The organism is Brevundimonas sp. AAP58 (assembly GCF_001295975.1).
In the GTDB taxonomy this organism is placed as follows: Bacteria; Pseudomonadota; Alphaproteobacteria; order Caulobacterales; family Caulobacteraceae; genus Brevundimonas.
The window spans coordinates 29,835-42,059 of record NZ_LJHU01000128.1 but is presented as its reverse complement, the minus strand read 5'-3'; the positions used below and the strand labels follow the sequence as shown (position 1 = coordinate 42,059).

Sequence of the window (12,225 nt, the reverse complement as noted above, 5' to 3'; positions counted from 1 at the left end):
CCCGCCACACCCGGCCCCGCCGCGCGGCTGGCGGCCGAGCGGATCGCGGCGGTGATCGGCTGCACCGCCTTCGACGCCGGCCCGGACCGCTCGCCGTTCGTGGTCGAGTTCCGCGTCGGCGTGGCCGAGCTGATGCCGGGCGAGAGCGCGGCGGCCGTGCTGGAGCGCGCCTCGGCCGACCTGCACGCCGCGCGAGCGGCCTAGGCCCCCGCCACGCGCGCCAGGTCGGTGGTGATCCGCTCGGCGACCTTCAGGCGGTCCTCCGGCGTCGGCCAGTCGCCCTTGACCACGATCTTCTGATCCGGCCGGATCTTCCAGCTGGCGTGGTTCTTCTGGATCAGGCCGACGAGGCCCGCGGGATTGGGGAAGCGGTTGTCGCGCAGCGTCAGGACCGCGCCCTTGGGACCGATGTCGATGCGCTCCACGCAGGCCGTCTTGCAGTTGGCCTTGATACCGACGATGCGCAGCAGCTGCTTGGCCTCGTCCGGAAGGGGGCCGAAGCGGTCGATCAGTTCGGCGGCCAGGGCCTCGCGGCTCTCGGTGTTCTCGGCGTCCGACAGGCGGCGATAGAGGCTGAGACGGACGTTCAGGTCCGGGACGTAATCCTCTGGAATCAGGACCGCCGCGCCGACGTTGATGGCCGGCGACCATCCCCGGTCGACGCTGCCCGCCTCGCCGTTGGCGCGCAGTTCGGCGACGGCGTCCTCCAGCATCTGCTGATACAGCTCGACCCCGACCTCGCGGATATGCCCCGACTGCTCGTCGCCCAGCAGATTGCCGCCGCCGCGCTGATCCAGATCGTGGCTGGCCAGCTGGAACCCGGCGCCCAGGTTGTCGAGCGACTGCAGCACCTGCAGCCGGCGCTCGGCCGACAGGGTCATGGGCTTGTTCGGATCGGTCGTCAGATAGGCGAAGGCCCGCGCCTTGGACCGGCCGATCCGGCCCCGGATCTGGTGCAGCTGGGCCAGGCCGAACATGTCGGCCCTGTGCACGATCAAGGTGTTGGCGGTCGGAATGTCGATGCCGCTTTCGACGATGGTGGTCGAGACCAGCACGTCGTAGCTGCCGTCGTAGAAGGCGCTCATGACGTCTTCCAGCTGGGTCGGGCTCATCTGGCCGTGGCCGACGACGAACTTGATCTCAGGCACCTGGACACGCAGGAACGCCTCGATGTCGGGCAGGTCCGACAGGCGCGGGCAGACGTAGAAGGCCTGGCCGCCGCGATACTTCTCGCGCAGCAGGGCCTCGCGCACCATGACCGGGTCCCACGGCGCGACATAGGTCCGCACCGCCAGGCGGTCGACCGGCGGGGTGGCGATGATCGACATCTCGCGGATGCCCGACAGCGCCATCTGCAGCGTGCGCGGGATGGGCGTGGCGGTCAGGGTCAGCAGGTGGACGTTGGCGCGCAGGGATTTGAGCTTTTCCTTGTGCTTGACGCCGAAGTGCTGCTCCTCGTCGACGATGACGAGGCCCAGGTCCTTGAAGCCGACCTGATCGGACAGCACCGCGTGGGTGCCGACGACGATCTCGAAGGAGCCGTCCTTCAGCCCCGCGCGGGTCTCGGCCGCATCCTTGGCGGTGACCATGCGCGACAGGTGCCGGACCTTGATCGGCCAACCAGCGAAGCGTTCCGAGAAGGTCTTGAAGTGCTGGCGGGCCAATAGCGTCGTCGGGCAGACGATGGCGACCTGTTGGCCGCTCATGGCGACCACGAAGGCGGCGCGGATGGCGACCTCGGTCTTGCCGAATCCGACGTCACCGCAGATCAGGCGATCCATCGGCGAGCCCTTGCCGAGGTCCTCGAGCACGTCGCCGATAGCGTTCAGCTGGTCGTCGGTCTCCTCGTAGGGGAAGCGGGCGCAGAACTCGTCGAACAGGCCGTGGGGCGGGGTGATCGGCTCGCCGGTCTTGAGCGCGCGCTTGGCGGCGAGCGCGATCAGGCCCTCGGCCATGTCGCGCAGACGCTGCTTGGCCTTGGCCTTCCTCGCCTGCCAGCCGGCGCCGCCCAGACGATCCAGCTGGACGTCGTCGGACTCGGCCCCGTAACGGGTCAACAGGTCAATGTTTTCAACGGGCAGGTAGAGCTTGCTCTCACCCGCATAGAGAAGCTCCAGGCAGTCGTGCGGCGCCTCCTGGATCTCCAGCGTCTTGAGCCCCTCATAGCGGCCGATGCCGTGATCGAGGTGGACGACGAGGTCGCCTGTGGTCAGGGCCGAGGCCTCGGCGAGGAAGTTCGACGCGCGGCGCTTGCGCTTGGGCCGCGCTAGACGGTCGCCCAGGATGTCCGTTTCGGAGATGACGGCGACGTCTTCGGTAACGAAGCCGTGCTCGACCGACAGGACCGCGCGCAGGAAGAGATCTTTGGACGCCGCCTGCACATCGGCCCAGTCGCGGACGGCCACGACCGGCTCCAGTCCGTGGTCGGACAGCATGACGCCGAGACGATCCGAAGACCCCTCGGTCCAGCTGGCGAACAGGACGGTCTTGCCCTCGGCCTTCAGCTTTCCGGCATGGGCGGCGACCGCCCCGAACAGGTTGACGCTGTCCTGGGCGCGTTCGGCGGCGAAGGTGCGACCCAGCCGACCGCCGGCGTCCTCGGCTCCGCCGTCGAAGGGACTGAAGCGACGCACGGAGCGTCCGGCCAGCGCGCCGTTCCACTCCTCCTCGGGCAGATACAGACGCTCGGGTGGCAGCGTCCGGTTGGCCCCGCCGCCCTTGGCCTTGGAGGCCTCCTGACGAGCTTCATAAGCATCCCGCGTCAGCGCCCAGCGATCGGCACGCGCCGCGTCCGCCTGATGATCGACGAAGATCGCCGCGCGATCCGGCAGATAGGCGAAAAGGGTCTCCAGCCGGTCGTAGAGCAAGGGCAGCCAGTGCTCGAAGCCCTGACGGCGGCTGCCTTCGCTGACCGAGGCGTACATCGGGTCCTCGCCCGGCGCGCCGAACAGATTGAGGTAGCCGCTGCGGAAGCGGCTGATGCTGTCCTTGTCCAACAGGGCCTCGGACACCGGCGACAACGACACCTCGCGCAGCTGGCCGGTCGAGCGTTGGGTCTCGGGGTCGAAGGTGCGAATGGATTCCAGTTCGGAACCGAACATGTCGAGACGGACGGGCTCGGCAAAACCGGGCGGGAAGACGTCGACCACACCGCCCCGCACCGCGAACTCGCCCCGGTCGCTGACGGTCGAGGCGCGGACGTAGCCGTTGATGGCGAAGTAGGTCTCCAGCGCCTGGAGGTCGAGATCGCGGCCGACCACGGCGTCGAACCCGGCGGCCGTGGTCACTTCGCGCGGCGGCGTGCGCTGCATGGCGGCGGCGACGGTCGTGACGACCAGCAGGGGCTCGCGCGCCTCGACCTCGCGGCGGGCGAGCGTCGTGAGCGCCGCCATCCGTTCGGCGGAGACGCTCGAAGTCGGGCTTAGCCGATCGTAGGGCAAACAGTCCCAAGCCGGAAACTCAAGAACCTCAATATCCTTGGCGAAGAAACCAAACGCCTGTCTGAATGCCGCGGCCCGGGTCGCGTCGCGCGCCACGAAAACAGCAACGCCACTGGACGCCTTAAGCCGCTCGGCGACGACGAGGGCATCCATGCCTTCGGGCGCGCCGCCCAGGGTCTGATCCGTGCGGCGTTCGATCTGGGCGCCGTCCATCAGCCTGCCCCTTCAGCGACCGCAGCCGAGACATGGGTGCGCATGAAGGCGCGCAGACGGGTCATCAGCGGAGTGGCGTGCGGCTCGGGCGTCGGCTTGGACTCGATGATCCAGGCGTAAAGGTCGTGGTCGTCCTCGGCCAGCAGGGCCTCGAAGGCGTCGAGTTCGCTGTCCGAGAGGGCCGCGCCTTCGGCCTCCATGAACGGTCCGAGCACCAGATCGGCCTCGCGGAAACCCCGACGCCAGGCGCGGAAGGTCAGCCGCCCCAGCCGTTCGCGGCGAGGATCAGAGGGGGTTTCGGCGCGCGCATCGTGTTCGGCCACAAGAATCCTTGCCCGGTCCATCATTCCAACAGGTCGCGGGAGATAGCGTTCCCCTGCCCGTTTCGCCAGCGCCGCTGCGACCGCTATGGTCGCAGGCGATGCGCCCGGAGATTCTGTTTCCCCTGTTCGCGGAGGTCGGCACGCTGAAGGGCGTGGGGCCGCGCACCCTGCCGCTGGTGCAGAAGCTGGCGGGACCCCTGGTGCGCGACGTGCTGTTCCTGGCCCCGAACGGCGTCATCACGCGCCGCCGCACCGAGGCCGCCAATGCCATCGAGGGTGAGGTCGGGGTGTTCGACGTGATCGTCGACCGCATGATCGCGCCCGGTCGGCCGGGCGTGCCGTTGAAGGTGCGAGCCAGCGACGACACCGGCTTCGTCCACCTGATCTGGTTCGGGGGCAGTCCCCAGCACATCGAGCGCCAGCTGCCCCGGGGCGAACGCCGCCTGGTGTCGGGCAAGGTCGAACGCTTCAACGGCGAGGTCCAGATCGTCCATCCCGACTGGATCGTGCCGCTGGACAAGAGCGAAGAGATTCCGGTGGTCGAGCCCGTCTATCCGGCGACGCAGGGGATCAGCTCTCGGCAGGTCCGAAAGATCGCGCTGTCGGCTCTAGCCGTCGCACCAGACCTGCCGGAATGGCAGGACCCGGCCTGGCTGGCGAAGCAGCGGTGGCCGGGCTGGCGGACGGCCATCGAGACGCTGCATGCGCCGAAGGCCGAGGCCGATCTGGAGGCCGATGCACCGGCGCGCCAGAGACTGGCCTATGACGAGCTGCTGGCGCATCAGCTGGCCCTGGCGCGGCGGCGGCGGGCGCGGCAGATCACGCCGGGGCCGGTCATCCGGCCGGGCGCGGTGTCCGAGGCTCTGCTGGCCGCCCTGCCCTTCCGCCTGACGGGGGCGCAGGATCAGGCGGTCGCCGAAATCCGCCGCGATCTGGCATCCGGCGAGCAGATGGGGCGGCTGCTGCAGGGCGACGTGGGCTCGGGCAAGACCGCCGTGGCGGCGCTGGCCATGGCGGACGCGGCCTCCAGCGGCTTCCAGTCCGCCCTGATGGCCCCGACCGAGATCCTGGCGCGGCAGCATCATCAGCGGCTCGGGCCCATGCTGGAGGCAGCGGGCGCGCCGACGATCCTGCTGACGGGCCGCGACACGCCGGCCGAGCGCCGCGAGAAGCTGGCCGCCCTGGCGTCCGGCGTGGCGCAGGTGGCGATCGGGACGCATGCCCTGTTCCAGGACGCGGTACGGTTCGACCGGCTGGGTCTGGCCGTCATCGACGAACAGCACCGGTTCGGCGTCAATGAACGCGCGCGACTTCAGGCCAAGGGCGACCCCAGGACGGGCGGCGTGCATCTGCTGACCATGTCGGCCACGCCGATCCCGCGCACCCTGGAGCTCACCCAATACGGCGAGCTGGACGTCAGCCGCCTGACCGAGAAGCCGCCGGGCCGAACGCCCGTGGCCACCGCCGTCCTGCCGCTGGCCCGTATCGGCGAGGTGGCCAAGCGGCTGAAGGCGGCGGTCGAGAGCGGAGCCCAGGCCTACTGGATCTGTCCCCTCGTGGCCGAGTCCGAGGCTGTCGACCTGGCGGCGGCGGAAGCGCGCGCAGTCGATCTGCGCCGCCTTCTGGGCGGTGAGGTCGGGCTGGCACACGGCCAGATGCCGGGGGCGGAGCGGGAAGCCGTCATGGCCGACTTCGCCGACGGCCGCCTGCCGGTGCTGGTGGCGACGACGGTGGTGGAGGTCGGCGTCGATGTGCCGAACGCCTCCATCATGGTCATCGAGCACGCCGACCGTTTCGGCCTGGCCCAGCTGCATCAGCTTCGCGGCCGCGTCGGCCGGGGCTCCAAGGCCAGCGCCTGCATCCTGCTGTACGGGGGCGAGGACGCGGGGCTGGGCGAGACGGCACGGCTCCGGCTGGAGACACTACGTCGCACCGAGGACGGCTTCGAGATCGCCGAGGAGGATTTCCGGCTGCGGGGCGGCGGCGATCCGCTGGGGCTGAAGCAGAGCGGCTTTCCGGCCTATCGCTTTGCCGATCCGATCCGGCACCGGGCTCTGCTTCTGGCGGCCGCGGACGACGCGCGGCTGGTGCTCGGCCGCGATCCCGACCTGTTGTCGGAGCGCGGCAAGGCGATCCAGGTGCTTGAGGCTCTTTTCGACTGGAGAAGCGAGCGCGCGGCGCTTGACTAGCCCGCGTTGGAGGCCATCCAGACGTTCAGACGACGTTCAACGTCGGCTTCAATATCAGCATAGAATAGATTGTATTGACGGGCTTTCCGTCGATCCGCCCAGCCGCCAACCTCGCGAAAAGACTCGGTCGTCAGCTCGGTGTGGCGCAGGATGCCCTGGCGGCACTGGGTGGCCACGGCCCGGTCGATGAAAGCCGGATGAACCCCCCACTCCAGCCCCGTGGCGTTGGCGGCCCCCTGGTGGCGGCGGGCGGGAACGGCGACCTCATCAGCGGCTCCGCTGACCGGATTGACGCACAACGCCTGACGACCGGTGAGATCAACCAGACGTCCGTTGGCGTCCCACACCAGGGCGCGGCGCAGCCGGCGCTGGGCCGCGCCGTCGTTCTTCTCATCGACGCCCGACCAGGCAATGACGCAGCCGATGCTGGTGGCGGTAGCGCAGGCGGGGAGCGAGGGCGACAGCGGCTCTCGCGCCACAATCACGTCCATCAGATAGACGGCTGCGACGCGGGCACCAAGCGTCGGGTTGGACACGATCCGTTCACGCAGCAGCCTGTCGATCAGTTCTCCGCCCTGCTCGACGCCCGCCAGAACCAGAGGCCCCGTCGGATGAGCCGCCACCCAGGCGTCAAAGGCCATGAGCGCGTCGCCATAGGCGAAGGCCCGGGCGTCGCGGGCGTCGTCCCGCAACGTCAGCCGGGTGTACAGTGAGGCCTGGCGGTATCGCGGCGCGCTGACGGAGCCGGCGCGTGCGAATGGACCCGCGTAGTTGGGAAGAACGACCCGGTCGAGATAGGCATCGGCGTCCGGGTCGCCGATCGGACCGTTCCACTCCTCGCCGCCTTCATAGGTGGTGGAATGCAGGAAGAAGACCGCCGCCGGCCCCGCCCCGGGCGTGCGCACGTCGCGAAGAGCCCATGCGGTCGGCTCGGCATAGTCCGGCACCGGCGGCGGGTCGTAGGTCTGGAACGGGATCTGCGGGTCCAGCCCGGCCCGGAGGATATCGCCCCGCCACACCGCCACCGCCGCCGCCAGCAAAAAGACGAGCGCGAACCCAATCCATCCGAACCACTGGCGCAACGTCAGGCGGGGCAGGATCACCGCGCCCTCACCGATAGGGATCCGGCTGGCTCAGGAAGTTCTGGACGTAGCGGCGCACGCCCTCCTCCAGCGGCGTGGACTGTCCGGAGAAGCCCAGCGAACGCACCCGGTCCATGCTGGCCTGGGTGAAGTACTGGTACCGGTCGCGGATGGCCTCGGGCATGTCGATGTAGGCGACACGGGGCTCCTGGCCCGCAGCGGCGAAGGTGGCCTTGGCCAGGTCGAGGAAAGACCGCGCCTGGCCCGACCCGGCGTTGAAGATACCGCTGATCCGGGGCTCGCACAGCAGCCAGTCGATGATGTCGACCACATCGTCGACGAATACGAAGTCGCGCAGCTGGCCGCCGTCGGCGTAGTCGGGATGGTGCGAGCGGAACAGGTTGACGGTCTCGCCGACCGCGACCTTCGGCCAGATCTGGGCGATGACGGACTTCATCCCGCCCTTGTGGCCCTCGTTGGGGCCATAGACGTTGAAGAACTTCAGCCCCGCCCACTGCTTGGGTGCATGGTCGCGAGAGGCCTCGCGCACGGCGTACTGGTCGAATAGCTTCTTCGAATAGCCATAGGCGTTTAGCGGCTGAAGCCGGGAGATAGAAGCAAGATCGTCGGCGTCCTTGAACCCTGCCGAACCGTCGCCATAGGTCGCCGCCGATGAGGCGTAGATCAGCCGGGTGTCGTTGAGCGCGCACCAGTCCCACAGATCCCGCGACAGGCTGAAGTTGGTCCTTAGGATCAGGTCCGCGTCCTGCTCGGTCGTCGAGGATATGGCCCCCATGTGGACGATGGCCGTGACACGGTCGACGTGACGGTCCAGCTGGGTGAACAGCTCCTCCGGCTGCCAGAAGTCGGCGATGGGCGACTTGGCGATGTTCTTCCACTTGCCGAGGTCGGCGCTCTCCAGCCGGTCGCAGACGATGACGTCCCAGCGATCCTCAGCGCACAGACGCGAGACGATGTTGGAGCCGATGAAGCCAGCCCCGCCGGTGACCACGACCGCCCGCCTCATGCCGACCCCTTCATCGTCTCGATGGTCTTGGTCGTGGAAAAGCCGTCGGTAAAGGCGGCCAGCCGCACCTCTCCGCCCCAGCTCTCGACGAGATCGCCCCCGACCACGCCCTCACGCGTGTAGTCCGCCCCCTTGATCAGCACATCGGGCCGCAACCGCTCGATCAGGCGGATGGGCGTCGGGTCGTCGAAGGAGGTCACGCGGTCCACGCTGGCCAGGCCGCCGATGACGACGGCGCGGCTGTCGAGGTCGTTGACTGGTCGTCCCTCGCCCTTCAGCGCGCGGACCGAGGCGTCGGTGTTCAAAGCGACCACCAGCCGATCGCACCATGACCGCGCCTGGGCCAGATAGGCGACGTGACCGCGGTGCAGGATGTCGAAACAGCCGTTGGTGAAGCCGATCTTCAGTCCCTGGGCGCGCCAGGCCTCGACCTCGGCGGCGAGGTCGTCGAGGCCGGTGACCTTGGCGAGCGCCGCGCCCGCGTGCTGGCTGACCTCGGCCTCGATCAGTTCGGCGGGGGTGATCACGGCCGTGCCGCTCTTTCCGACGACGACGCCGGACGCCAGGATGGCCAGCTGCACCGCCTGTTCGAGCGAGGCGCCTGCTCCGAGCGCCAAGCCGAGCGCCGCCAGTCCCGTATCACCCGCACCGGACACATCGAACACCTCGCGCGCCCGACCGGGAAAGTGGCGGACGGGGCCGCCGCGCCGCATCAGGCTCATGCCCTTGCCCGCGCGGGTGACGACGATGGCCTTGGCCGTGGTGGCCTCCAGCAGGGCGGTCAGCGCCGCCTCGACCTCGGCGTCGGTCTCGACCGGCAGGCCGGTGGCCCCCGCGAGCTCCGACGCATTGGGCTTGATCACGTCGACGGCACCGTAGCGGGCGAAGTCGCGGCCCTTGGGGTCGACGATGACGGGAATGCCTGCGTTTTGGGCCTGCCACAGCGCGGATCGGATCAGGCGCTCGGTGACGACACCCTTCGCGTAGTCTGACAGGAGAATGGCTGAAGCGTTTGAAAAAACCTCGTCCCGTTCGAAGGCGCCGACGACCGGCTCCTCCTCGTCGAGCCGCATCAGCTGCTGCCCGCCGGAGACGTAGCGCGTCTTGACGATGGTGCCGCCCGCCGCCGTTCGGGCGATGAAATCCTCGATCCGATCCTCGGCCGAAACCAGCGAGGCGAGTTCGGCGCCGGGCGCATCGTCACCGGCGACGCCGCCCAGGCGCGCGGTGGCGCCCAGCGCGGCGACGTTCCGCGCCACATTGCCCACGCCGCCGGGCATGGCGACCATGCGGCGGGCTCGCAGAACGGGAATGGGTGCCTCCGGCGAGATGCGGCTGACCTCGCCATAGACATAGCGGTCCAGCATCAGGTCGCCGACGCAGGCGATCGTCAGGCCGCGCGCCTTGTCCAGCAGCGCTTGGAGTCCGCCTAGGTCGAGGTGGGTGTCAGCCATGCCCACCGCCTATCGGATTCACGCCGCCTTCGCCATCCGGGCCTTGGACAGATCGTCGTAGGCGATCAGGTCGGCGGCGAGGGCCTCGAACTCCGACAGGGGCACCATGTTCGGACCGTCGGACGGGGCGTGGTCGGGGTCCTGGTGGGTCTCCATGAAGACGGCGTCGACGCCCACGGCGACGGCGGCGCGGGCCAGCACCGGCACGAACTCGCGCTGGCCGCCCGACGACGTCCCCTGCCCGCCCGGCTGCTGGACGCTGTGGGTCGCGTCGAACACGACCGGACAGCCGATGTCGCGCAGCACCGGCAGGGCCCGCATGTCCGACACCAGGGTGTTGTAGCCGAAGCTGGCTCCCCGCTCGCAGGCCATGACATTGGGATTGCCCGCGCCCGTGACCTTGGCGATGACGTTCTTCATGTCCCAGGGGGCCAGGAACTGGCCCTTCTTGATGTTGATGGCCTTGCCGGTCGCGGCCGCGGCCAGCAGCAGGTCGGTCTGGCGGCTGAGGAAGGCCGGGATCTGCAGCACGTCGACGGCCTGGGCCGCGATCCCGCACTGTTCCTCGTTGTGGACGTCTGTCAGGACCGGCAGACCGGTGACCTCACGGATCTCGGCGAAGATCGGCAGGGCGCCCTCCAGGCCGATGCCGCGCGCGGCGGTGGCCGAGGTGCGGTTCGCCTTGTCGAAGCTGGTCTTGTAGATGATCCCGACGTTCAGCCGCTGGCCGATCTCCTTGAGCGCATGGGCCATTTCCAGGGCGTGCTGGCGGCTTTCCAGCTGGCACGGACCGGCGATGAAGGCGATGCGGGCACCGCCGCCGATGACGACGGGCGTGGTGATGCCGTTGCCGGACAGGGTGATGACGGAGTTGGGAGCGGTCACGGGCGGGGCTTTCGACTAGCGACGGTTTGGCGGCTGGCGCGTTGGATTGGCCCAGCCTATGGGGCGGTCAGGTGGTCCCGACCGCCGGATTTCGCAACCTAACACGGAGCCGGAAGGCGTGACCACAGACTGCGAGCCGCCCGTCATCCTGTGGTTCCGACGCGATCTGAGGCTGGCCGACAATCCGGCGCTGCAGGCGGCCCACGCCACGGGACGGCCGATCCTGCCGGTCTACATCCTGGACGACGGCCCGGCGACGCGCCAAATCGGCGGGGCCAGCCGCTGGTGGCTGGACAAGTCTCTGCGGGCGCTGGCGGCCTCCATCGCCGAGCGCGGCGGCCGTCTGGTGCTGAGACGGGGTGATTCGGAAGCCGAGCTGCGCCGCCTGATCGACCAGAGCGGCGCGACCTGCGTGATGATGAACCGCTTGTTCGAGCCCGACGGCTGGGCGCGCGACAAGGACATCGCCCACGCTCTGAAGGCCGACGGGGTCGAGGTGAAGGGGTTCAACGGGACCCTGCTGACCACGCCCGGCACGGTGCTGAACGGCTCGGGCGGGCCGTACAAGGTCTATACACCGTTCATGAAGGCGCTGAGGGCGCAGGCGGTGGCCCCGGCCCACACACTCGGGCCACCGGACCTGTCCGGCGCGCCGGAGGTCGAGAGCGACGACATCGACGCCTGGGACCTGCACCCGACCCGGCCGGACTGGTCGACGGGCTTTCTGGGCGAGCCGGGAGAGGTGGGGGCTGCCAAGGCCCTGTCCGACTTCCTCAAGACCGGGCTCAAGACCTATGCCGACGACCGCGACCGGCCCGACCGACCGGGCACCAGCCGCCTGTCGCCCCATCTGCATTTCGGCGAGATCAGCCCGTGGCGCGCCTGGACGGCCGCCTACGACGCGGCGGGTTCCAACGGGATTTCAGAGAGTCAGGCGGACAAGTTCACGAACGAACTGATCTGGCGTGATTTCTCGGCGCATCTGCTGCAGCACTTCCCGACCCTGCCAACGGACGCCTTCCGGCCGGAATACGACCGGATGCCGTGGATCAACGATGCGGCCCAGTTCGAGGCTTGGACGAAGGGTCGGACCGGCTACCCCATCGTCGACGCGGGCATGCGCGAGCTTTGGACCACGGGCTTCATGCACAATCGTGTGCGGATGATCGTGGCCTCCTTCCTCATCAAGCATCTGCTGATCGACTGGCGGAAGGGCGAGGCCTGGTTCTGGGACTGTCTGATGGACGCCGACCTGGCCCAGAACGCCCAGAACTGGCAGTGGGTCGCGGGCTCGGGGGCCGACGCCTCCCCCTATTTCCGCATCTTCAATCCGGTGACCCAGGGCCAGAAGTTCGATCCGGATGGGGCCTATGTGAAGCGCTGGGTGCCAGAGCTGAAGCGGTTGTCTCCGGCCTTCGTCCACTCGCCTTGGACGGCCCCGCCGGAGATCCTGCGCGCGGCCGACGTGACGCTGGGTCGCACCTATCCCCGGCCGTTGGTGGACCATGCGGAGGCGCGCGCACGGGCGCTGGCAGCCCTGAAGGTCGTCACCGGCGGCGGTGAAGCCATGCCGGAGGATTGACCGTAGCTGTTCGGGAACACAGCTTGGCCA

8 protein-coding genes and 1 pseudogene are annotated in these 12,225 nt (G+C 69.0%); 3 read left to right on the top strand and 6 right to left on the bottom strand.

Going from position 1 to position 12,225, the window contains the following annotated elements:
- Window positions 1-204 (top strand): annotated as a pseudogene (locus tag IP78_RS15580) (GGDEF domain-containing protein); the annotation flags it as partial.
- Here IP78_RS15580 and mfd read toward each other — a convergent pair.
- Window positions 201-3,653 (bottom strand): transcription-repair coupling factor, encoded by a 3,453-nt coding sequence (gene mfd, locus IP78_RS14275; protein ID WP_054112326.1) that lies wholly within the window; start codon window positions 3,651-3,653, stop codon window positions 201-203. The pseudogene IP78_RS15580 and the gene mfd overlap by 4 nt on opposite strands.
- Window positions 3,653-3,976: a succinate dehydrogenase assembly factor 2 gene (locus IP78_RS14270; RefSeq protein WP_054112331.1), complete on the bottom strand. Its 324-nt coding sequence runs from the start codon at window positions 3,974-3,976 to the stop codon at window positions 3,653-3,655. The genes mfd and IP78_RS14270 overlap by 1 nt, the downstream gene beginning before the upstream one ends.
- 98 nt (window positions 3,977-4,074) lie before the next feature.
- On the opposite strand from IP78_RS14270, the gene recG reads away from it, so the two are divergent.
- Complete coding sequence (gene recG, locus IP78_RS14265; protein ID WP_054112325.1) at window positions 4,075-6,165, top strand: ATP-dependent DNA helicase RecG; 2,091 nt, start codon at window positions 4,075-4,077, stop codon at window positions 6,163-6,165.
- Here recG and IP78_RS14260 read toward each other — a convergent pair.
- The 4 genes from IP78_RS14260 to kdsA are packed head-to-tail and all read right to left on the bottom strand — an operon-like array spanning window position 6,162 to window position 10,613.
- Window positions 6,162-7,262, bottom strand: coding sequence for a DUF3089 domain-containing protein (locus tag IP78_RS14260; RefSeq protein ID WP_054112330.1), 1,101 nt, complete (start codon window positions 7,260-7,262; stop codon window positions 6,162-6,164). The two genes, recG and IP78_RS14260, sit on opposite strands and share 4 nt — an antisense overlap.
- A 13-nt stretch (window positions 7,263-7,275) precedes the next feature.
- Complete coding sequence (gene rfaD, locus IP78_RS14255; protein ID WP_054112324.1) at window positions 7,276-8,274, bottom strand: ADP-glyceromanno-heptose 6-epimerase; 999 nt, start codon at window positions 8,272-8,274, stop codon at window positions 7,276-7,278.
- Window positions 8,271-9,728: a D-glycero-beta-D-manno-heptose 1-phosphate adenylyltransferase gene (rfaE2, locus tag IP78_RS14250; RefSeq protein WP_054112323.1), complete on the bottom strand. Its 1,458-nt coding sequence runs from the start codon at window positions 9,726-9,728 to the stop codon at window positions 8,271-8,273. The genes rfaD and rfaE2 overlap by 4 nt, the downstream gene beginning before the upstream one ends.
- Before the next feature lie 18 nt (window positions 9,729-9,746).
- Window positions 9,747-10,613: a 3-deoxy-8-phosphooctulonate synthase gene (kdsA, locus tag IP78_RS14245; RefSeq protein WP_054112322.1), complete on the bottom strand. Its 867-nt coding sequence runs from the start codon at window positions 10,611-10,613 to the stop codon at window positions 9,747-9,749.
- A 118-nt stretch (window positions 10,614-10,731) separates the two neighbouring features.
- On the opposite strand from kdsA, the gene IP78_RS14240 reads away from it, so the two are divergent.
- A complete protein-coding gene (locus IP78_RS14240; protein WP_054112321.1) occupies window positions 10,732-12,195 on the top strand; it encodes a deoxyribodipyrimidine photo-lyase in 1,464 nt (487 codons plus the stop codon).
- Window positions 12,196-12,225 lie beyond the last annotated feature (30 nt).

Coding starts and splice junctions, on each gene's coding strand:
- mfd (WP_054112326.1), bottom strand. CDS start 3,653: ATGGACGGCGCCCAGATCGAACGCCGCACGGATCAGACCCTGGGCGGC.
- recG (WP_054112325.1), top strand. CDS start 4,075: ATGCGCCCGGAGATTCTGTTTCCCCTGTTCGCGGAGGTCGGCACGCTG.
- rfaD (WP_054112324.1), bottom strand. CDS start 8,274: ATGAGGCGGGCGGTCGTGGTCACCGGCGGGGCTGGCTTCATCGGCTCC.
- rfaE2 (WP_054112323.1), bottom strand. CDS start 9,728: ATGGCTGACACCCACCTCGACCTAGGCGGACTCCAAGCGCTGCTGGAC.